We start from the raw sequence: 20282 nt of genomic DNA, 5'->3' as shown, positions 1-20282 counted from the left end.
GCACCGCTGTGGGCCCGTACCCCAGCTGGCCAGAGGGCGCCGGTTTAGGTCCGGTGTGTCGTGGGTTCGAGTCCCACCGGGCCCATCCGGAAGGGCGCACCACGTGAGTGGGCGCCCTTCTCCATGCGTCAGCCCACCAGCTCACGCACCACCGGTACCAGCGCCCGGAACGCCTTGCCGCGGTGGCTGATCGCGTTCTTCTCCTGGGGGGTCAGTTCCGCGCAGGTGCGGGTCTCGCCGTCCGGCTGGAGGATCGGGTCGTAGCCGAAGCCGCCCGAGCCCGCCGGTGCGTGGCGGAGCACGCCGCGCAGCTGGCCCTCGACGACCCGCTCCGTGCCGTCGGGCAGGGCCAGGGCCGCGGCGCAGGCGAAGTGGGCCTGGCGGTGTTCGTCGGCGATGTCCGAGAGCTGGGCGAGGAGCAGGTCGAGGTTGGCCTTGTCGTCGCCGTGGCGGCCGGCCCAGCGGGCGGAGAAGATGCCGGGGGCGCCGTTGAGGACGTCGACGCACAGGCCCGAGTCGTCGGCGACGGCCGGCAGGCCGGTGGCCCGGGCCAGGGCGTGGGCCTTGAGGAGGGCGTTCTCGGCGAAGGTGACGCCGGTTTCCTTGACGTCGGGGATGTCCGGGTAGGCGTCGGCGCCGACGAGTTCGTGGGGCAGTCCGGCTTCGGCGAGGATCGCGTGCAGTTCGGTGATCTTCCCGGCGTTGCGGGTGGCGAGGATCAGGCGGCTCATGGGCCCCAGACTATTGCGCGCCGTCAGGGGCGTGGGAACTGCGTGACCGGCCCCCGCGGACCCGCGCCCGCCCGACGACGGATACCCGGCACACGGGGGGCCGCAGTGGGTTCAGCCGGCGCGGCTCACGGCGTGCACACCTTCGTCAGCTCGCCCGCGGCGTCGGTGACCGGGCTGATGTCCGGGGTCTCGTCGCCGTTGCCGATGGAGGTGCGGACGTTGTCGACGGCCTTGTTCAGGTCGTCCACGGCCTTGCCGACGTCGGCGTTGTCGGTCTTGTCGCCGATGCGGCCGAGGTTCTTGTCGATGGAGTCGAGGGATGCGTCGAGCTGGGCCGGGTCGTTCGCGGCGTTGTCGACGGCCTGCTGGAGTTCCGTGACGCTGTCGGCGATGGCGTCGGCGGTCTGGACGCAGTCCAGTGCCTTGTCGACGGCGGCGCAGCCGGTGGTGAGTCCGGCGGTCAGCGCGACGGCCGCCAGGGTGGCGGCGACGGCTGCGGTGCGGCGTCGGCGGCTCGCGGCCATGGAACGGTCCCTCTCGTTCGACGGGCCGGTCGGGCCCGGTGGCTGGCCGGGCGCACAGGGTGAGCCGTGCGCCCGTACTCCTTCAGACGCGGGTGTGCTCGGCCTGGTTGCCCGGGCCGAGCACCGTTCTTGGCGCGTCCTTTACTTTTCGAGGAGGGTGTCGAGCGCGGTGCGCTGGTGTGCGGCGAGCTCGGTGCAGCCGGTGACGGCGAGGTCGAGGAGGGCGTTGAGTTCGTCGCGGGCGAAGGGTTCGGCTTCGGCGGTGCCCTGGACCTCGACGAAGCGGCCGTCGCCGGTGCAGACGACGTTCATGTCGGTGTCGGCCTTGACGTCTTCCTCGTAGCAGAGGTCGAGGAGGGGGATGCCGCCGACGATGCCGACGGAGACGGCGGAGACGGTGCCGGTGAGGGGCCGGCGGCCGGCTTTGACGAGCTTCTTGCGCTGGGCCCAGGCGACGGCGTCGGCGAGGGCGACGTAGGCGCCGGTGATGGCGGCGGTGCGGGTGCCGCCGTCGGCCTGGAGGACGTCGCAGTCGAGGACGATGGTGTTCTCGCCGAGGGCCTTGTAGTCGATGACGGCGCGCAGGGAGCGGCCGATGAGGCGGCTGATCTCGTGGGTGCGGCCGCCGATCTTGCCGCGGACGGATTCGCGGTCGCCGCGGGTGTTGGTGGCGCGGGGCAGCATGGAGTATTCGGCGGTGACCCAGCCTTCTCCGCTGCCCTTGCGCCAGCGGGGGACGCCTTCGGTGACGGAGGCGGTGCAGAAGACCTTGGTGTCGCCGAAGGAGACCAGGACGGAGCCTTCGGCGTGCTTGCTCCAGCCGCGCTCGATGGTGATGGGGCGGAGCTGCTGGGGGGTGCGGCCGTCGATTCGAGACATGCGGCTGAGCCTATCGGGAGGTGCGGAAGAGGCCCTTCCCGCGGTGGGAGGGGCCTCTTGGGTGTGGCTGCCGGGGGCGTTGCCGGGACGGCGGCCCGTGTGTCACATCATGTCTTCGATCTCCGCCGCGATGGGGTCGGCGTCGGTGCCGATGACGACCTGGATGGCGCTGCCCATCTTGACGACGCCGTGGGCGCCGGCGGCCTTCAGGGCGGTCTCGTCGACCTTGGTGGGGTCCACGACCTCGGTGCGCAGGCGCGTGATGCAGCCTTCGACTTCCTCGATGTTGTCGATGCCGCCGAGCCCGGCAACGATCTTCTCAGCCTTGCTGGCCATCTTCGTTCTCCCTGATCCGAACCGCTTTGTCGCAGTAACCCACAGTTGGCCCATCTTCGCGAGCGGTCGTGTCGTGTGTGCCGAAGGATGGCGTCACGTCTGCGCGACCGTCCGTTCGACTGGTCTACACCACGAGTGCGTCTCTCGACAAAAGTCTCTCGGCGAAGGGGAGCGGAATGAGTGCCGACAGCCCGGCCGCTTCGGAGGCGGCGGTGAGTCCGGGGCGTGCTCGCTGGAACCGGTTGTTCCAGGGGTTGCAGAAGATGGGCCGGAGTCTGCAGCTGCCGATCGCGGTGCTGCCGGCGGCGGGCATCCTCAACCGGCTGGGGCAGCCGGACGTGTTCGGGGACGACGGGCTGGGCTGGACGAACGTCTCGAAGGTGATGGTGGGGGCGGGCGGTGCGCTGTTGGACAGTGCGCTGGGTCTGCCGCTGCTGTTCTGTGTGGGTGTCGCGATCGGGATGGCGAAGAAGTCGGACGGTTCGACGGCGCTGGCGGCGGTGGCCGGGTTCCTCGTGTACTTCACGGTGCTGCGGCAGTTCCCGGAGGACTGTCCGGAAGGGTCGGTCGCGGTGCCCAACGTGGGGTGCCAGGTGACGGACGGCGGCCGCGAGGTGACGGCGTTCGCGTTCCAGAATCCGGGGGTGTTCGGCGGGATCGTCATGGGGTTGCTGGCGGCGTTCTTCTGGGCGCGTTTCCATCGGACGCGGCTGGTGGACTGGCTGGGGTTCTTCAACGGGCGGCGGCTGGTGCCGATCATCATGGCGTTCGTCGCGATCGCGTTCGCGGCGCTGTGCCTGTGGGTGTGGCCGCCGATCGGTGACGCGCTGGAGAGCTTCAGCGACTGGATGGACGGCCTGGACGCGTGGGGTGCGGGCGTGTTCGGGGTGGCGAACCGGGCGTTGCTGGTGGTGGGGCTGCACCAGTTCCTGAACGTGCCCATCTGGTTCCAGTTCGGTTCGTTCACGAAGCCGGACGGGACGGTGGTGCACGGTGACATCAACATGTTCCTGGCGGGTGACCCGGATGCGGGTCAGTTCACGTCGGGGTTCTTCCCGATCATGATGTTCGCGCTGCCGGCGGCGGCTCTGGCGATCACGCACTGCGCGCGGCCGGCGCGGCGCAAGGAGGTCGGCGGTCTGATGCTGTCGGTGGCGCTGACGTCGTTCGTCACGGGCATCACGGAGCCGATCGAGTACTCGTTCCTGTTCGTCGCGCCGGTGCTGTACGTGGTGCACGCGCTGCTGACGGGTGTGTCGATGGCGGTGACGTGGGGGCTGGGTGTGCACGACGGGTTCAGCTTCTCGGCGGGGCTGATCGACTACGTCATCAACTGGAATCTGGCCACGCGGCCGTGGCTGATCGTTCCGATCGGGCTGGCGTTCGCGCTGGTCTACTACGTGATCTTCCGGTTCGCGATCACGAAGTTCGACTTGAGGACCCCGGGGCGGGAGCCCGAGGAGGACGTGGAGGACAGCGCCAAGGCGTGATCCCCGCAGCGGGCGGAATTGGCGGGTTCCACTCGTTCGGCCTACCGTGCTACAACTGGTCTACACCACTCACTGGTGGAGGTCGCGCGGTGGTCACCGCGTCACCCTTTCTTTGAGACGCCGCCGTCCCCCTTCTCATGCTTCCTGGGCGGCGCCGTGCCCCCTGGAGGAAGTTCATGTCCACAGACACAGCCGCGCCCGCGAGCCCGAGCAAGGGCTCGGCCGTGATGGCCGTCATGCAGCGCATCGGCCGCAGCCTCATGCTGCCGGTCGCCGTGCTGCCCGCCGCCGCCCTGCTGGTCCGGCTCGGCAACACCGACATGCTCGGGCGCGAGTCGTTCCCCGCCTTCATCACGAAGATCGCCGGCTTCATGGCGGCCGGCGGCAACGCGATCCTCGACAACATGGCGCTGCTGTTCGCCGTGGGCATCGCGATCGGCTTCGCCAAGAAGTCGGACGGCTCGACAGCGCTGGCCGCCGTGGTCGGTTACCTGGTCTTCAAGAACGTGCTGGCCACCTTCACCGACAAGAACCTGCCCCAGGTCGCGAAGGTCGTCGACGGCAAGGTCGTGATGACGGACGCGCCGGTGGACGCCAAGGTCCTGGGCGGTGTGGTCATGGGCCTCGTGGTGGCCCTGCTCTACCAGCGCTTCTACCGCACGAAGCTGCCCGACTGGGCCGGCTTCTTCGGTGGCCGCCGCCTGGTGCCGATCCTGTCGGCCTTCGCGGGTCTGATCATCGGCATCGTCTTCGGCTACATCTGGCCGGTCCTCGGCACGGGTCTGCACAACTTCGGTGAGTGGCTGGTCGGTTCCGGTGCCGTCGGCGCGGGCATCTTCGGTGTCGCCAACCGAGCGCTGATCCCGATCGGCATGCACCACCTGCTGAACTCCTTCCCCTGGTTCCAGGCCGGTACCTACGAGGGCAAGAGCGGCGACATCGCGCGCTTCCTCGCCGGTGACCCGACCGCCGGGCAGTTCATGACCGGCTTCTTCCCGATCATGATGTTCGCCCTGCCGGCCGCCTGCCTGGCGATCGTGCACTGCGCCCGGCCCGAGCGCCGCAAGGTCGTCGGCGGCATGATGTTCTCCCTGGCGCTGACCTCGTTCGTCACCGGTGTCACCGAGCCGATCGAGTTCACCTTCATGTTCATCGCGCCGGTGCTGTACGCGATCCACGCCGTGCTCACCGGTGTCTCGATGGCCCTGACCTGGGCCCTCGGCATGAAGGACGGTTTCGGCTTCTCGGCCGGTGCGGTGGACTACTTCCTCAACCTCGGCATCGCGACCAACCCCTGGGGCCTGGCCCTGGTCGGACTGTGCTTCGCGGCGCTCTACTACGTGGTCTTCCGCTTCGCGATCGTCAAGTTCAACCTGCCGACGCCGGGCCGGGAGTCGGACGAGGAACTCGCCGAGCTGCAGAAGGCCGAGGCGAAGTAGCCCGCCGACGGCTGAAGGCCCCGGAACCCGAGCGGGTTCCGGGGCCTTTCGCGTGCGCCGGGCCCTCAGATCTCGTACGTCCGCCCGGGTGCGGCGAGGCTCACCGGGCCGTCGTACACCTCGCGGGCGTCGGCGAGGTTGACCTGGGGGTCCGTCCACGGCGGGACGTGGGTGAGGACCAGGCGGCGGGCGCCGGCCCGGGCCGCCGTCTCCCCCGCCTCGCGGCCGTTGAGGTGCAGGTCGGGGATGTTCTCCTTGCCGTGCGTGAACGCCGCCTCGCACAGGAACAGGTCGCTGTCCCGGGCCAGTTCGTCCAGGGCGGGGCTCACGCCGGTGTCGCCGGAGTACGTCAGGACCCGGCCGCCGTGCTCGATGCGGATGCCGTACGCCTCCACGGGGTGGGCCACCCGCTCGGTGTGCACCGTGAAGGGGCCGATCTCGAACGTGGACGGCTTGACCGTGTGGAAGTCGAAGACCTCGCTCATCGAGGAGGCGGAGGGGGTGTCCGCGTAGGCGGTGGTCAGCCGGTGTTCCGTGCCCTCGGGCCCGAAGACGGGGAGCGGATCGCAGCGGCCGCCGTCGTGGCGGTAGTAGCGCGCGACGAAGTACGCGCACATGTCGATGCAGTGGTCGGCGTGCAGGTGGCTGAGGAAGATCGCGTCGAGGTCGTAGAGACCGCAGTGGCGCTGCAGCTCGCCGAGGGCACCGTTGCCCATGTCGAGAAGCAGCCGGAAGCCGTCGGCCTCGACGAGGTAGCTCGAGCAGGCCGATTCCGCGGACGGGAACGACCCCGAGCAGCCGACGACGGTGAGCTTCATGAAGCAGAAACCTCCGCTGGCGGGACGATTCGGTGAGGGGCGTCGGGGGTCGTGCGGTCCGTCGAGCGTAAGGCGCGAATCCTCCGGCAGCTCCTCCGCCAAGGCCTGTTGTGGGCGAACTCACCTGTGCTGTCACCGGTTCGGCTGGCAGGGCCGGAGGTGATCCTGGTGAGGGGGGCGCGCGACAGGCATGGCGCCGGTAACGTCTCAGTATGGACACGTCCTGGTGGCTGGCGCTCGCCGCGGTGGTACTGCTCGCGCTCGTCGCCACGCTCGTCGACGGCTGGGGGCGCAGCCGGCGGCCGCCGAAGCGGCGGGACCGCACGAGGCGACCGGGCACCGCGCCGGCGGGCCGGCCGCGGCCGGCGGAGATCTGGTGGGCCGAGGTGCCCTACGAGGACGAGCCGCGCAGCAAGGACCGGCCCTGCCTGGTGCTGGCGGTGCGCGGTCAGCGGGCCACGGTCGTGAAGATCACCACGCGGTTCCGCGACGAGCGTGCGGGGGTGATCCCGTTGCCGCCCGGCTCGGTCGGTGACGCGCGGGGCCGGGCGAGTTTCCTGGAGACGGACGAGCTGCGCGAGGTGCCGGTGCGGGGTTTTCGCCGCCGGGTCGGCGTGGTGGACCCGGCGCTGTGGGACCGGGTGCGCTATCTGGCGAAGTGAGCGGGTGCGCTACCTGGCCGGATGAGGAGCGCAAAGGGCCGGAGCCGCTGACGGCTCCGGCCCTCGGGCAGCCGTGCTACGCCCAGAGCTGGCCCTGGAGGGTGTCGATGGCTTCCTCGGTGGTGGCCGCGGTGTAGACACCGGTCGAGAGGTACTTCCAGCCGCCGTCGGCGACGACGAAGACGATGTCGGCCGGTTCGCCGGCCTTGACGGCCTTCCTGCCGACGCCGATCGCGGCGTGCAGCGCGGCGCCGGTGGAGACGCCGGCGAAGATGCCCTCCTGCTGGAGCAGCTCGCGGGTGCGGGTGACCGCGTCGGCGGAGCCGACGGAGAAGCGGCTGGTGAGGACGGACTCGTCGTAGAGCTCGGGGACGAAGCCCTCGTCGAGGTTGCGCAGGCCGTAGACCAGGTCGTCGTAGCGCGGTTCGGCGGCGATGATCCGGACGTCCGGCTTGTGCTCGCGCAGGTAGCGGCCGACGCCCATGAGGGTGCCGGTGGTGCCGAGTCCGGCGACGAAGTGGGTGACGGACGGCAGGTCGGTGAGGATCTCCGGGCCGGTCGTGGCGTAGTGGGCGCCGGCGTTGTCCGGGTTGCCGTACTGGTAGAGCATCACCCAGTCGGGGTGCTCGGCCGAGAGCTCCTTGGCGACGCGCACGGCGGTGTTGGAGCCGCCCGCGGCCGGGGAGGAGATGATCTCCGCGCCCCACATCCCCAGCAGGTCCCGGCGTTCCTGCGAGGTGTTCTCCGGCATCACGCACACGATGCGGTAGCCCTTGAGCTTGGCCGCCATGGCCAGGGAGATGCCGGTGTTGCCCGACGTCGGCTCGAGGATGGTGCAGCCCGGGGTCAGCCGGCCGTCCTTCTCCGCCTGCTCGATCATGTGCAGGGCGGGGCGGTCCTTGACCGAGCCGGTCGGGTTGCGGTCCTCCAGCTTCGCCCAGATGCGGACGTCGGCGGACGGCGACAGCCGCGGCAGGCGCACCAAGGGGGTGTTGCCGACCGCGGCCAGGGGGGAGTCGTAGCGCATCGTCGATCAGGCCATGCCGCCGGCGACGGCCGGCAGGATCGTGACGTTGTCGCCGTCCGACAGCTTGGTGTTGATGCCGTCGAGGAAGCGGACGTCCTCGTCGTTGAGGTAGACGTTGACGAAGCGGCGCAGCTGGTCGCCGTCCACGATGCGGGCCTGGATGCCCGTGTGCCGGGTCTCGAGGTCGTTGAACAGCTCGGCGAGGGTGTCCCCGGTGCCCTCCACCGCCTTCTGGCCGTCGGTGTAGGTGCGGAGGATGGTCGGGATGCGGACCTCGATGGCCATGGCCTGGGGCTCCTGTCGGAAGGTGTCGTCGGGTGAGTGGCGCGCGGCGGCGCGGGGGTGCGTGGTCGTACGCGGGCGGAGCGTTTCGCCGCGGCTCACGGCCGTACGGCGTCAGGGTGCGTCAACAGATGGCGCTGGCGAGCCTGCACAGGTCGACGTGCAGCCGCGCCACGAGCAGATCGCCCGGCGTCTTTTCGCTCACGTCGTGGAGAACCATGGGCTCATCGTATCGATTCCCGGTCCGGCTTCCGGAGTGTGATCCCACTCTTCGGACGCTATTCATCCACATGTCGAGATCAGCGCTTCCTGGGCCGGGATCAGTAGGCCTCGACGATCTCGACGTCCTCCTCGGTGACCTGGCCCTCGACGATCCGGAAGGAGCGGAACTGGAACGGGACGGCCCCGTCGGTGTCGGCGGTGGAGACCAGGACGTAGTGGGCGCCGGGCTCGTTGGCGTAGGAGATGTCGGTGCGCGAGGGGTAGGCCTCGGTGGCGGTGTGGGAGTGGTAGATCACCACCGGCTCCTCGTCGCGGTCGTCCATGTCGCGGTAGAGCCTGAGCAGATCACCGGAGTCGAACTCGTAGAACGTGGGCGACATGGCCGCGTTCAGCATGGGGATGAAGCGCTCCGGGCGGTCGGAGCCGGCCGGTCCCGCGACGACGCCGCACGCCTCGTCGGGGTGGTCCTTGCGCGCGTGGGCGACGATCTGGTCGACGAGGGCCTGGGTGATGGTCAGCATGCGGGCAAGGATAAGCAGAAGGGCCGTTCCGTACCGAGGGTTGGTACGGAACGGCCCGTATGCCGGACACCCTGAGCGGCGGCCGCAGGGAGTGCCACGAGTACTCCCTGCGGCGGGCGTCCTGCCAGGTGGTCAGCCGACCTGCTCGAACTCCGGGTCGCGGCGCTCGGTGAGCTGCGGGTTGCGGCGCTTGAGGACCGCCCAGCCGATGCCGAGGGCGACGGCCCAGCCGGCGGCGACGTACAGGCAGACCCGGGCGTCCTTGTCGTAGGCGATCATGCAGGTCACGCCGATGAGGAAGAGGAGCGCGACCCAGCTGAACAGGGCGCCGCCGGGGGCCGGGAAGGCCGAGGCGCGCAGCCGGCCCGCGTCGACCGCCGCGCGGTAGCGGATGTGGCTGACGAGGATCATCATCCAGGTCCAGATGCCGGCCGCGGTGGCGACGGAGGTGACGTAGAGGAACGCCTTCTCGGGGACGACGTAGTTCAGCACGACGCCGATGCCCATGAGGGCCACGGAGACGGTGATGCCGACGGCGGGCGTCTTGCGGGCGTTGAGCCTGCCGAACGCCTGCGGGGCCTCGCTGTTGGCGGCCAGGTCGCGCAGCATGCGGCCGGTGGAGTACATGCCCGAGTTGCAGGACGACAGGGCCGCGGTGAGGACGACGAAGTTGACGATGCCCGCGGCGAGCGGGATGCCGATCTTGCCGAAGGCGTGCACGAAGGGGCTCTCGCCGGCGGAGAACTCGGTCCACTTCACGACGGAGAGGATGACCAGCAGGGCGCCGACGTAGAAGACGATGATGCGCCAGGGCAGGGTGTTGATGGCCTTGGGCAGGGTCTTCTCGGGGTTCTCGGACTCGCCCGCGGTGACGCCGACGAGCTCGACGGCGAGGTAGGCGAACATGACGCCCTGGAGGGTCATCAGGCTGGAGCCGATGCCGTTGGGGAAGAAGCCGCCGTGCGACCAGAGGTTCGAGACGGTGGCGGTGTCACCGGCGTCGGAGAAGCCGAGGGTGAGCACGCCGAGGCCGATGACGATCATGCCGATGATGGCCGTGACCTTGATCATCGAGAACCAGAACTCGACCTCGCCGAAGATCTTGACGGAGATCAGGTTGACGCCGAAGAGCACCACCAGGAACACCAGGGCGCTGACCCACTGCGGGATCTCCGGGAACCAGAAGTGGATGTAGATGGCGGCGGCCGTGAGCTCGGCCATGCCGGTGACCACCCACATGAGCCAGTAGGTCCAGCCCGTGACGTATCCGAAGAACGGGCCGAGGAACTCGCGCGCGTACTCGGCGAAGGAGCCGGAGACGGGCCGGTAGAGGAGCAGCTCGCCCAGGGCCCGCATGATGAAGAAGATCACGACGCCCGCGAGGGCGTACATGAGGATGATGCTGGGTCCCGCCTTGGCGATGTTCGCTCCGGCACCCATGAACAGGCCGACGCCGATGGCGCCGCCGATCGCGATCATCTGGACCTGGCGACTGCCGAGTCCCCGCTCGTACCCCTCTTCGGGCACGTTTTCCGTGTCGACCTTCGCAGAGGTCATGTGTGGTGCGCCTTTCTCCATGCCGACCCGGGCCTCTCGTCGGCCTCGGATCGGGTTTCGATCCCCCCGGAAATGATGGAGTTGAGCGAGCCCGCGAGCCCGCTCGTGCCTGGCCGGCGGTCGCCGGCTCGGTGGCGCACCCGGCCGAACATTCGGGTGGTGCTCGCCGGGCGGTCGTGAAGATTTATCACGGCCGCAACACTGATCACAGGTGGGCGATGTGGCGCACTGCACAGGGAGAACCGGACAAAGAACACCCGATGGGGTCATAGAGGGCGGGTGCGGTGACGCGATCGTTATCCGGATTTGAGTGTCCTCTGAGCGAACACCGCGCCGTCACCCGACGGTCACCGAACCCGCACGCATCAGGGCATCAGCGTCGTGACCAGCGTTTCCTGCAGTCCGCCCAGCCACAGATAGGCCATGACCATGGGCTTGCGCGGGTCCTCGTCCGGGAGGCGGAAGAGGAGGTCGCTGTCCTCCTCGTCGGTGATCTCCAGGCGCGAGCCGATGGCCAGCCGCAGGTCGTTCAGGGCGCCCAGCCACTGCTGCGACTCCTGCGGGGACAGCTTCAGCACCGCCCCGCCCTCGCCGGCCGAGGCGGAGGACAGCGCGTCCAGCGAGCGCACCACGGCGAGGGCGTTGTCCCGCTTGCCGGCGCGCAGGTCGTTCTCCGTGTAGCGGCGGAACTCGGCGGAGTACGCGCGCTGCTCCTCGGCGTCGCGCGGCGAGGCGGACTGCTCGGGGTCGCCGTAGGCGTCCGGGAACAGGCGCCTGAGCACCGGGTCCGAGGGCGGCTCGCTCGGGCCCTCGGCGAACAGCCCGGCGAGCGGATCGGCGGAGGCGTCCTCGGCGGGGCCGGGGCCGATCAGCTCCAGGAGCTGGACGGCCAGGGACCGGATGATGGAGATCTCGACGTCGTCGAGGGCGACGGCCGCGCCGCCGCCGGGGAGCGGTTCGAAGGTTCCGGGCATGAACGCCTTTTCGCTGCTGGGCGGGGTGCTGGCTACTTGCGGTCCTGCTGGAGGGTGGCCCACAGGCCGTAGCCGTGCATGGCCTGCACGTCGCGCTCCATCTCCTCGCGGCTGCCGCTGGAGACGACCGCCCGGCCCTTGTGGTGGACGTCGAGCATGAGCTTGGTGGCCTTGTCCTTGGAGTAGCCGAAGTACGTCTGGAACACGTACGTCACGTAGCTCATGAGGTTGACCGGGTCGTTGTGGACGATCGTGACCCACGGGAGGTCCGGCTCGGGTACGGCGAAGACCTCCTCCGCCGACTCGGTGCGTTCGATCTCCAGGGGCGCGGGTGACGTCACACTGCCCATGCTGCCACCCGAGGGGGGTGGTCGCACAAACGGGCCTGGCCGCAAGGCGATCGGCGACCGCGGACCTGCAATCGTCAGATTGACGAAATGGGGGTACGCTCCTTCCCATGAACACAGCGGACCTTTCGCTGCCGGTGGATGTCCCGTCGACGGCGCTCTTCACGGACCAGTACGAGCTGACCATGCTGCGCGCCGCCCTGGCGGCGGGCACGGCCGAGCGGCGCAGCGTGTTCGAGGTCTTCACCCGGCGGCTGCCGGAGGGGCGCCGCTACGGCGTCGTGGCGGGCACCGGGCGGGTGCTGGACGCGGTGGAGAACTTCCGCTTCGACCCGGCCGTCCTCAGCTTCCTCCAGGAGCGGGAGATCGTCGACGGGCGGACGCTGGAGTGGCTGTCCGGCTACCGCTTCGGCGGGGACATCTGGGGCTACCCCGAGGGCGAGGTGTACTTCCCGGGCTCGCCGATCATGCGGGTCGAGGGCACCTTCGCCGAGTGCGTCCTGCTGGAGACGGTGATCCTGTCGATCCTCAACCACGACTCGGCGATCGCCGCGGCGGCCTCGCGGATGTCGGCCGCCGCGGGTGAGCGGCCGCTGATCGAGATGGGCGCCCGGCGCACCCACGAGCTGGCCGCGGTGGCCGCCTCCCGGGCCGCCTACGTCGGCGGCTTCGCGACCACCTCGGACCTGGCCGCGGGGTTCCGCTACGGGATCCCCACGGTCGGCACTTCCGCGCACGCCTTCACCCTGCTGCACGACAGCGAGCGGGACGCCTTCCGCGCGCAGGTGGAGACGCTGGGCCGGGGCACGACGCTGCTGGTGGACACCTACGACGTCGCCGAGGCGGTCCGTACGGCCGTGGAGGTCGCCGGGACCGGGCTGGGCGCGGTGCGGATCGACTCCGGGGACCTGCTGCTGGTGGCGCACCGGGTGCGCCGGCAGCTGGACGAGCTGGGCGCCACCGGCACGAAGATCGTCGTCACCTCCGACCTCGACGAGTACGCCATCGCCTCCCTGGCAGCGGCGCCGGTGGACGCCTACGGCGTGGGCACGCAGCTGGTCACCGGCTCCGGCCACCCCACGTCCTCGATGGTCTACAAGCTGGTGGCCCGGGCCGGGTCCGACGCCCCGGACGCGCCGCTGGTGGCGGTGGCGAAGAAGTCCAGCGGCGGCAAGACGTCGGTGGGCGGGCGCAAGTGGGCGGCGCGGCGGCTGGACGCCCACGGGATCGCGGAGGCCGAGGTCGTCGGGACCGGTCCCGTGCCGGGCGAGCTGGCCGACCGGCAGCTGCTGGTGGAGCTGGTCAAGGGCGGCGAGGTCGTGGCGCGCGAGCCGCTGGACGCGGCACGGGAGCGGCACATCACCGCGCGCGCGGGCCTGCCGATGTCGGCCACGCAGCTCTCGCGCGGGGAGCCCGTGCTTCCCACGGAGTACGTGCACGGCACCTCGGGTAGCCAATAGCGGTGTGCCGTGACGCGCCGACCCGTCCCCTCTCCCCTCCTCCCGTCCCCGCTCCCCGGCTCGGCCGTCCACCGGCCGGGCCCGCCGACCCCATAGCCGAAGGATGCCGACCATGCGCCGCGCCTTGATCGTCGTAGACGTGCAGAACGACTTCTGCGAGGGGGGCAGCCTCGCGGTGTCCGGCGGTGCCGACGTGGCCGCCGCCATCACCGAGCTGGTCGGGCAGGCGGCCGGTTCCGGCTACCGGCACGTCGTGGCCACCCGGGACCACCACATCGCCCCGGGCGGGCACTTCTCCGCCAGCCCCGACTTCGTGCACTCCTGGCCCGCGCACTGCGTCGCCGGCACGGAGGGCGTCGGCTTCCACCCGAACTTCGCGCCGGCGGTCGCCTCCGGCTCCATCGACGCCGTCTTCGACAAGGGGGCGTACTCGGCCGCCTACAGCGGCTTCGAGGGCGCCGACGAGAACGGCACCGCGCTGGCCGACTGGCTGCGCTCGCGCGAGATCACCGAGGTCGACGTGGTGGGCATCGCCACGGACCACTGCGTACGGGCCACGGCCCTGGACGCCGCCCGCGAGGGCTTCCGCACCCAGGTGCTGCTGGACCTGACGGCCGGGGTGGCGCAGGAGACGACGGACCGGGCGCTGGAGGAGCTGCGCGCGGCGGGCGTGGAGCTGTCGGGCAAGCCGGTGGTGCAGTAGTCCGGGCCTCGGCGGGCCCGGGCCGGGTCAGGTCCGGGCCGGCGGACGCCGCAGCAGGGACCTGATCGGGCGCCACAGCTCCTGGACCAGCTCCGGGGCCGTCGCGACACCGTTGTCGGGGGCCGTGCGCCATATGAGGCCGTCGGGGTGGTGCAGCACGGCCGTGATCTCGTCCGGGGTGGGCGGGGCGGCGTTGCCGCGCAGGTAGACCGACCGCAGACCGAGGTTGCGGAGCCTGGTCAGGGCCCGCGCGCGGTTCACGGAGTGGACGAGGACGCGGACGGCCCCGGGGCCGTCGGCGGCGGGGCTGGGCAGGTTCAGCGCCACCACCACCGTGCCGTTCGGCAGCTTGCAGAAGCCTCCTGCGGCCATGCGCTCATCCCCCCGTGTCGGTCGGTGTCAATAAGAGAGCCACAGGACGCACCTAAACACGGATCGGCGGTGACCCGCCAGGGGGTCACCGCCGATCATGTTCTGACCTGCAAGGATGCGGATTACCTACCTGCGGGGCCGACCTCCAGCTCGATGGTCGAGCCGTTCTTGGCCTCCTTGAGGATCTTGATCTTCGTGTTGGTGTCAGTGATCTTGACACCCGCGGTCGGGTTCGACTCGTCGTAGTAGTCGTTCTTGCGGTCGTTGAAGACCGAGACGCCCTTCGAGCCCGGGATGTACTTCGCCACGTCCGCCTTGTGCAGCGTCATGCCGTCGGTGCGGTAGAGGCTGAACGGCGAGTCGTAGGCCTGGATGCGGTTGCGCATCAGCGTGCCGTCGGCCCACTTCAGCGCGTCCGGGTGCGAGTCGATCGGCAGGACCAGACCGGTGCCCTTGTGCTGGCTGGTGTTGTTGTCCGCCTGGGAGGTGTCCCACTTCCAGATCAGCAGGCCGTTCTGGTACGCGTAGTGCTCCACCCAGTCGGGACGCGCCGTGAAGCCGAAGTTGTACGGACCCGTCTTCAGCGTCTTGTCGTACGACACGTACTGGCGGTTCTCGGCGATGTAGTACTGCGCGTAGTCCTTGGTGAAGGACGCGCCGATGCGGGAGAAGCCGGTGGCCTTCCACGCGGCGTCCGCGCTCTCGGCGTTGTCGGAGAAGACCGGCGTGCCGTCGGCGGTCACCGTGATCGAGTCGGCCGCGAAGCCCTTCTGGGCCACGCCGCCGTCGGTCTGGTAGCGGAAGCGCAGGTCGATCTTCTTGCCCGCGTAGGCGTCCAGCGAGAAGGCGAGCTTCTTGTAGCCGTCGACCGTGCCGGTCAGGACCGGCTTGTCGCTGCCGTCGCGCGGGATCGGCTGGCCGTCCACCGTGCCGTCGAGGGCGGTCCAGTTGGCGCCGCCGTCGGTCGAGACCTCGGTGTAGAGGTAGTCGTAGTTGGCCTCGATGTCGTACCAGCCGTCGAGGGTCAGCTGCGCCTTGGACTTGCCGGTGAGGTCGACCGGACGCGTCAGGGTGTTCTTGAGGTTGTCACCGCTGCCGCTCCACCACTGCGTCTTGCCCTCGGCGGGCGTGACGATCTCGGTGGTGACCGCCTTCTTGGGCAGGTCGACGACCAGGGCCTGCTTGTGCTTGGTGTTGTACTCCGCCACGCCCAGCTTGTGCCAGGAGTTGACGCCGGCCTTGGCCTTGTCGTAGTTCAGCCAGCCGAGCTGCAGCTTGTCCCAGGCGGTCATGTCGCCGGGCAGGTCGCCGATCTCGTTCTTGCCGGTGCCGAGCCAGGAACCGGACGACATCAGCGTCCAGAAGCCCGTGGAGTTCTCGCCGCCCGCGGTGTCGTAGTGGTCCGGCAGACCGAGGTCGTGGCCGTACTCGTGGGCGTAGACGCCGAGTCCGCCGTTCTCCGGCTGGACGGTGTAGTCGCCGACCCAGATGCCGGTGTCGCCGATCTTCGCGCCGCCGAGCTTGTTGTTCGCCGGGCCGGTGGCGCCGGCGTCGGTGCCGAAGGCGTACCAGCGGTGCGCCCAGATCGCGTCGGTGCCCTGGGCGCCGCCGCCCGCGGACTCGTCCTCGCCCGCGTGCACGATCTGGAAGTGGTCGATGTAGCCGTCGGGCTCGTTGAAGTCGCCGTCGCCGTCGAAGTCGTAGCGGTCCCACTCGTCGAACCGCGCCACGTCCGCCTTGATCTGGGCGTCGGTGCGGCCGGCCGCCTTCTGCTGGGCGACCCAGGCGTTCAGGCCGTCGCTGACGACGTTCCACACGCTCGGGCAGTTGGTGTCGCCGCAGGCGTTGTTGCCGTAACGGGCCTCGTTGTAGGGCACCTTGACCCAGTCGGAGACCTCACCGGCGACCGAGTAGCGGCCCGAGGACTGCTTCTCGTAGTACGTCTTGACGGAGTCGACGCCCTTGCCGGACCCGAAGTACAGGTCCTGGAAGTACTCCTGGTCGTAGTCGGCCCGCCAGGCCGTGGAGTTGTCCTTCTTGCGGTCGGGCTTGGGGATCGTGTTGTGCAGCGGTCCCGGGGTGCCGCCGTAGCGGCTGTCGACCTGGTCGCCGAACTCGACCAGGATCGTGAATATCTTGTCGGTCTTCTCGCGGCCGAGCTCGACGTACTTGTCGTCGCCCTTCTTGCTCGCGAGCTGGACGACCTTGGAACCCTCGCGGTTCTTGACCTTGGTCTTGCCGGATATGACCTGCTTGAGGGCTTCCTGGCGCTGCGCCTCCTGGGTCTTGCTCAGAGGGCCTTCGAGGTCGTGCCCGTCGTGGTGACGGTCCGCCGGGTCGTGCCGGTCCACGGTGGTGGACCGGGGTGCGGAGGCGTCGTCGGCCACCGCGTACGTCGAGGCGGTGACGGTGGCGGTGGCCGCCGCGAGCGCCACTGAGATGGCGGCTGCTCTGAACGTCCAGGGTCTACTGGTCACTTGCTTTCCTCCCCCGCGTTCGCGCGTGCGGAAGGGAAGGGGGTAGGTGCGGTCCGCAAGCGCGCGTGATCAACGCGTGTAGTCAAGTGACGACATTTGACTAGAGGTTCACCGGAAAAGACAGACCTTGACTTGGACAAGTCAAGTGCACTATGCGGAGTCGACGTTCGTTTTACGAACAACCAAACGGTTGTCCCGAAGCTCCGGGGCCGGGCCCTCGGGCGCGTGCCCCCGTCCACTCCGTGGACGTCATGACTCCGTGCGCCCCCCGTGCACCGCCCTTGTTGAGCAGGTCACGCTTACCGCGCGTTCCGCTCGGGCACCCTGCGGGAGAGAATGTCGGTCGGCAGACGCCCGGAAGCCGGCGCGATGCCAGGACGACACCCCCGTGGACCCCCACTTCCGAGGACATGATGGCCATGCCCCGTCCGACTGCCGCACAGCTCGCCTACGGCGCGTGCACCGTGATCTTCTCGACCCTCGCCATGCTGCTGCTGTCGCAGACGAGTTCGGGTGCCTGGATCGCCGTCATCGCCGTCGCGGCCCTGGCCCTGGGGCTGCTGGTCGCCATGACGGTACCGCTGCCCCAGCGGCGCCAGGCCGCCGTCGAGCAGCCCGCGCCGCGGGAACCCGTACGGGCGTCGAGGACGGCGCCGGCCCAGGAGCCGGTGCGCGAGCGGGCGGCCTGAGCGGCCCGCCCGCGACCTCACTTGGTGCTGACGACGACCGTCTTGGCCGCCTTGTCGTGCAGGCCCTGCTTGTAGGGCCGGTCGAAGAAGCTCCAGCCGCCCGCGATGGCGGTCCACACGCAGGCGCAGCAGAAGGCGAAGGGGATCCACAGCACCGCCGCGCGCATCAGCGCGTTCTGCACGGAGGGCGTGGCGCCGTTGTCCAGGTTGGCCACACGCAGGTGCAGCAGCCTCTTGCCCAGCGTCTGGCCGGTCCGGACGGTCATGATGGTGTCGTAGGCGATGTACAGCACGGCGGCGACCGCCGACTGCCAGAAGGACTTGCCGACTTCGATGCGGTCGCTGTCCACGTCGTACTCGCTGACCCCGAAGCCCCAGGTGAGCAGCCAGACGACGACCCCGACCAGGATCATGTCGATGATGCGGGCGAGGGTGCGTTTGCCGCTGTCGGCGAGCGGCGGCATGCCGGCGAGGGGGTCGGCGGGGCCACCGCCGTAGGGGTCGCCGCCGTAGGGGCCACCACCGCCCGGAGGGCCGCCGTAGGGGCCGCCACCGCCCCCGGGAGGGCCGCCGCCGTACGGGCCGCCGCCACCGCCCGGAGGGTCGCCGTACGGGCCCCCGGAGCCGCCGCCGGGGCTCCCCGGGCCGCCGGGCCCGCCACCCGGGTAGGACGGCGGGGGCTCACTGCCGTAGGGCGAGCCCGTCCCCCCGCCGGGCTGCTCGCCCGGCGGGCGCTTCCTGAACGGGTCGTCTTCCGGGGGCTGCTGACCGGAGCCGGGAGGCGGTTCGCTGCTCATGGCCCGAGTCGACCGCGAACGTCCCCGCTCCGCACCCGGCGGACGGCCGTCCGGGGTACCCGCTCCGCCGCGCTGGTGGAGCGGGCCTGCCGCCGGGTCCCGCCGGTCAGCCCGCCACGAAGGTGTGGGCCGCCTTGTCGTGCCAGCACTGGTGCCAGGGCCGGTCGAACAGGCACCAGGCGACCCCGACGATCCCGATGCCCAGCAGCCCGGGCACGCTGTAGACCAGCCAGCGCCGCAGGGCCGCGCCGAACGCGGGTGGCTCGTGGCCCTCGATGTCCCGCACCTCCAGGCCCATCAGTCTCTTGCCGAGCGTGCGGCCCCACTTGGCGGTGGGCAGCACCTCGCACACGACGCCGGCGAGCAGCAGGACGGCCAGGACGATGCCGAGGTAGACGGAGGTGGTGCCGTCGAGCAGCCAGACCGTGACGGTCTCGCCGGAGAGCCTGGCGGCGTCGATCTTCCCGGTGACGTGGTCGACGGCTCTCGTGCCGAGCGGGACGGCGGCGACCGCGGTGAGCGCGGCGAGGACGACGGTGTCCAGCAGCCGGGCGGCCAGCCGCTTGCCCAGTCCCGCGGGGCGGGCGGAGGCCTGGCGCCGGGCGGCCGCCTGGAACACGTCCTCGACCGGGGGCTTCCAGGGGGCGACGGGCTGTTCGTCCCCGGCCGCGCCGCCGGCGAGCCGGTGCACCTGCTGCGCCCAGGAGGACTGGCCGCCGCCGGGGCCCGGGCTGAGCGGGGCGGCGGCGGGCGGGGTGCTGCCGCCGGGGCCGGCGGACTGCGGTGGCACGGTGGGGCTCGCCTGAGGGCCGGACAGGGCCGTGGGAGCGGGAGCGGCGGCCCCGGCCTGCGCGGCGGCGGCCCGGGCGGCGGCGGCCTTCCCGGCGGCGAAACCGGGCCCGTTGCCGGCCCCGCCGCCCCCGGCCGCCCCGGCGTGGTCGCCGGATGCCGCGGCCCCGCCCTGCCCGCCGAACGCAGGCCCTGACACAGCGCCACCCGGCGCCGCAGAACCGCCCGCGACGCCACCGAAGGCCGACGCGGACGAGGAACCGCCCTGCCCCGGCGCACCGGAGCCCACTCCCCCGACCGGACCACCGGATGCCGCGGCCCCGCCCTGCCCGCCGAACGCAGGCCCTGACACAGCGCCACCCGGCGCCGCAGAACCGCCCGGGGCGCCACCGAAGGCGGGTGCGGGCGAGGAGCCGGCCTGCCCGCGGAAGGCGGGGCCTGACGGGGCGCCACCCGGGGGTGTGGACGGGGACTGCCCGCCGGACGGCGTGCCCGGGGCGGGGGCGGCGGACCCGGCTGCCCGGGGTCCGACCGCGCGGAACGTCATCGTTCCGTCGTCGGGCGCTCCGGCGGCGGACGGTGCGCCCGGCTCGGCCGCCGGGCGGCGGAAGACGAACGTGCCGTCACCGGCGGCGTTCCGGTCCGCGGCGGACGCCGTGCCGTCGGCCGGGGCGGTCGCGTCACCCGCGGAACCGCCGTCGGCCCGCGCCACCCTCGGATCGGCCCCCGGCCGGGCGGCCGCACCCTGCGGGGTCCCGCCCTGCGGTGCCCCCCACGACACCCGGCGGTCCTGCTCGCCCCCGAAGCCGGACTGGCGCGCACGGTCCGCGCCCCAGGCGGAGGCCGGTTCGGGCCGGCTGCCGTGCTGGGCGTCGGCGGGGGACGGCCCGTCGACCGGGTCCTCGTCGAAGAAGTGCGGGCCGGTCTCCTCGACCGAGGCGGCGGGGGCCGCCCCCGCACCGGGCGGCGGCGCGAGCGACTCGCCGTCCCGCGGCGCCGGGCGGCTGGTGCCGGGCACCCAGGACGCTCCGTTCCAGTACCGGACGTATCCGGGGATGGACGGGTCCGGGTAGAACCCTTCGCGGGGCCTGTCGTCACCGGGGGCCGGGGTTGGGGCGCTCATGTCCGTCGTCCCGTATCTGCTCGGGGGCCAAAGGGGGGCCTCCACATCTATCAGACCCGCGCC

Annotated in this window: 22 protein-coding genes and 1 tRNA gene; 7 read left to right on the top strand and 16 right to left on the bottom strand. The window is 70.9% G+C overall.

Annotation, left to right across the window (positions count from 1 at the left end; all coding sequences use genetic code 11):
* The first annotated feature begins 10 nt into the window (after positions 1 to 10).
* Positions 11 to 85: transfer RNA gene (locus tag ACH4C6_RS20675), tRNA-Leu, on the top strand.
* Positions 86 to 128: 43 nt separating this feature from the next.
* Here ACH4C6_RS20675 and rdgB read toward each other — a convergent pair.
* The 4 genes from rdgB to ACH4C6_RS20655 all read right to left on the bottom strand — a co-directional run bounded on the left by rdgB (position 129) and on the right by ACH4C6_RS20655 (position 2470).
* The gene (rdgB, locus tag ACH4C6_RS20670) at positions 129 to 731 is read right to left on the bottom strand and encodes an RdgB/HAM1 family non-canonical purine NTP pyrophosphatase (RefSeq protein WP_398110045.1); all 603 of its coding nucleotides are present in this window, start codon (positions 729 to 731) and stop codon (positions 129 to 131) included.
* Between the two features lie 125 nt (positions 732 to 856).
* The gene (locus ACH4C6_RS20665; protein ID WP_398110044.1) at positions 857 to 1255 is read right to left on the bottom strand and encodes a hypothetical protein; all 399 of its coding nucleotides are present in this window, start codon (positions 1253 to 1255) and stop codon (positions 857 to 859) included.
* 141 nt (positions 1256 to 1396) lie between these two features.
* On the bottom strand, positions 1397 to 2134 hold the full coding sequence (rph, locus tag ACH4C6_RS20660; protein ID WP_398110043.1) for a ribonuclease PH: 738 nt from the start codon (positions 2132 to 2134) through the stop codon (positions 1397 to 1399).
* Positions 2135 to 2236: 102 nt separating this feature from the next.
* Positions 2237 to 2470, bottom strand: a complete 234-nt coding sequence (locus tag ACH4C6_RS20655; RefSeq protein WP_398110042.1) for a glucose PTS transporter subunit EIIB — start codon at positions 2468 to 2470, stop codon at positions 2237 to 2239.
* A gap of 176 nt (positions 2471 to 2646) precedes the next feature.
* Between ACH4C6_RS20655 and ACH4C6_RS20650 the strand changes: the two genes are divergently transcribed.
* Both ACH4C6_RS20650 and ACH4C6_RS20645 read left to right on the top strand, forming a co-directional pair.
* Complete coding sequence (locus ACH4C6_RS20650; RefSeq protein WP_398110041.1) at positions 2647 to 3960, top strand: PTS transporter subunit EIIC; 1314 nt, start codon at positions 2647 to 2649, stop codon at positions 3958 to 3960.
* Positions 3961 to 4136: 176 nt separating this feature from the next.
* Complete coding sequence (locus ACH4C6_RS20645) at positions 4137 to 5399, top strand: PTS transporter subunit EIIC (protein WP_398110040.1); 1263 nt, start codon at positions 4137 to 4139, stop codon at positions 5397 to 5399.
* Positions 5400 to 5464: 65 nt separating this feature from the next.
* Here ACH4C6_RS20645 and ACH4C6_RS20640 read toward each other — a convergent pair whose 3' ends face one another.
* Positions 5465 to 6217 carry an MBL fold metallo-hydrolase gene (locus tag ACH4C6_RS20640; protein WP_398110039.1) on the bottom strand — a complete coding sequence of 251 codons (753 nt, stop codon included), beginning with the start codon at positions 6215 to 6217 and terminating at the stop codon, positions 5465 to 5467.
* A gap of 212 nt (positions 6218 to 6429) precedes the next feature.
* Here ACH4C6_RS20640 and ACH4C6_RS20635 point away from each other — a divergent pair, with 212 nt between their 5' ends.
* A complete protein-coding gene (locus ACH4C6_RS20635) occupies positions 6430 to 6879 on the top strand; it encodes a type II toxin-antitoxin system PemK/MazF family toxin (RefSeq protein ID WP_398110038.1) in 450 nt (149 codons plus the stop codon).
* Between the two features lie 76 nt (positions 6880 to 6955).
* On the opposite strand, the gene ACH4C6_RS20630 is transcribed toward ACH4C6_RS20635, so the two are convergent.
* The 7 genes from ACH4C6_RS20630 to clpS form a co-directional block, all read right to left on the bottom strand.
* Positions 6956 to 7906 carry a PLP-dependent cysteine synthase family protein gene (locus ACH4C6_RS20630; protein WP_398110037.1) on the bottom strand — a complete coding sequence of 317 codons (951 nt, stop codon included), beginning with the start codon at positions 7904 to 7906 and terminating at the stop codon, positions 6956 to 6958.
* Between the two features lie 6 nt (positions 7907 to 7912).
* Complete coding sequence (locus ACH4C6_RS20625; protein ID WP_398110036.1) at positions 7913 to 8191, bottom strand: MoaD/ThiS family protein; 279 nt, start codon at positions 8189 to 8191, stop codon at positions 7913 to 7915.
* 121 nt (positions 8192 to 8312) lie between these two features.
* Positions 8313 to 8408, bottom strand: coding sequence for a putative leader peptide (locus ACH4C6_RS20620; protein ID WP_349362267.1), 96 nt, complete (start codon positions 8406 to 8408; stop codon positions 8313 to 8315).
* Positions 8409 to 8508: 100 nt separating this feature from the next.
* Positions 8509 to 8931 carry a Mov34/MPN/PAD-1 family protein gene (locus ACH4C6_RS20615; RefSeq protein ID WP_398110035.1) on the bottom strand — a complete coding sequence of 141 codons (423 nt, stop codon included), beginning with the start codon at positions 8929 to 8931 and terminating at the stop codon, positions 8509 to 8511.
* 132 nt (positions 8932 to 9063) lie between these two features.
* Entirely contained in the window at positions 9064 to 10488 is a 1425-nt protein-coding gene (locus tag ACH4C6_RS20610) for an amino acid permease (protein WP_398110034.1), read from the bottom strand.
* A gap of 365 nt (positions 10489 to 10853) precedes the next feature.
* Positions 10854 to 11462, bottom strand: a complete 609-nt coding sequence (locus tag ACH4C6_RS20605; RefSeq protein ID WP_398110033.1) for a DUF2017 domain-containing protein — start codon at positions 11460 to 11462, stop codon at positions 10854 to 10856.
* A gap of 32 nt (positions 11463 to 11494) precedes the next feature.
* Complete coding sequence (gene clpS, locus ACH4C6_RS20600; RefSeq protein ID WP_020270284.1) at positions 11495 to 11812, bottom strand: ATP-dependent Clp protease adapter ClpS; 318 nt, start codon at positions 11810 to 11812, stop codon at positions 11495 to 11497.
* Between the two features lie 107 nt (positions 11813 to 11919).
* On the opposite strand from clpS, the gene ACH4C6_RS20595 reads away from it, so the two are divergent.
* Both ACH4C6_RS20595 and ACH4C6_RS20590 read left to right on the top strand, forming a co-directional pair.
* Positions 11920 to 13269: a nicotinate phosphoribosyltransferase gene (locus ACH4C6_RS20595; protein WP_398110032.1), complete on the top strand. Its 1350-nt coding sequence runs from the start codon at positions 11920 to 11922 to the stop codon at positions 13267 to 13269.
* Between the two features lie 112 nt (positions 13270 to 13381).
* The gene (locus ACH4C6_RS20590) at positions 13382 to 13972 is read left to right on the top strand and encodes a nicotinamidase (protein ID WP_398110031.1); all 591 of its coding nucleotides are present in this window, start codon (positions 13382 to 13384) and stop codon (positions 13970 to 13972) included.
* Positions 13973 to 13999: 27 nt separating this feature from the next.
* Here ACH4C6_RS20590 and ACH4C6_RS20585 read toward each other — a convergent pair whose 3' ends face one another.
* Together ACH4C6_RS20585 and ACH4C6_RS20580 are read right to left on the bottom strand one after the other, a co-directional pair.
* On the bottom strand, positions 14000 to 14344 hold the full coding sequence (locus ACH4C6_RS20585; RefSeq protein ID WP_398110030.1) for a hypothetical protein: 345 nt from the start codon (positions 14342 to 14344) through the stop codon (positions 14000 to 14002).
* A 122-nt stretch (positions 14345 to 14466) separates the two neighbouring features.
* On the bottom strand, positions 14467 to 16821 hold the full coding sequence (locus ACH4C6_RS20580) for an immune inhibitor A domain-containing protein (protein ID WP_398110029.1): 2355 nt from the start codon (positions 16819 to 16821) through the stop codon (positions 14467 to 14469).
* A 413-nt stretch (positions 16822 to 17234) separates the two neighbouring features.
* Between ACH4C6_RS20580 and ACH4C6_RS20575 the strand changes: the two genes are divergently transcribed.
* A complete protein-coding gene (locus ACH4C6_RS20575; protein ID WP_369196468.1) occupies positions 17235 to 17510 on the top strand; it encodes a hypothetical protein in 276 nt (91 codons plus the stop codon).
* A 17-nt stretch (positions 17511 to 17527) separates the two neighbouring features.
* Here ACH4C6_RS20575 and ACH4C6_RS20570 read toward each other — a convergent pair whose 3' ends face one another.
* Entirely contained in the window at positions 17528 to 18307 is a 780-nt protein-coding gene (locus tag ACH4C6_RS20570) for an RDD family protein (protein ID WP_398110028.1), read from the bottom strand.
* 106 nt (positions 18308 to 18413) lie between these two features.
* Positions 18414 to 20219, bottom strand: a complete 1806-nt coding sequence (locus ACH4C6_RS20565; protein ID WP_398110027.1) for an RDD family protein — start codon at positions 20217 to 20219, stop codon at positions 18414 to 18416.
* Between the last annotated feature and the right edge of the window lie 63 nt (positions 20220 to 20282).

It is taken from the genome of Streptomyces sp. NPDC017943 (genome assembly GCF_044328425.1).
In the GTDB taxonomy this organism is placed as follows: Bacteria; Actinomycetota; Actinomycetes; order Streptomycetales; family Streptomycetaceae; genus Streptomyces; species Streptomyces djakartensis_A.
This window is presented reverse-complemented; position numbering and strand designations above follow the sequence as displayed.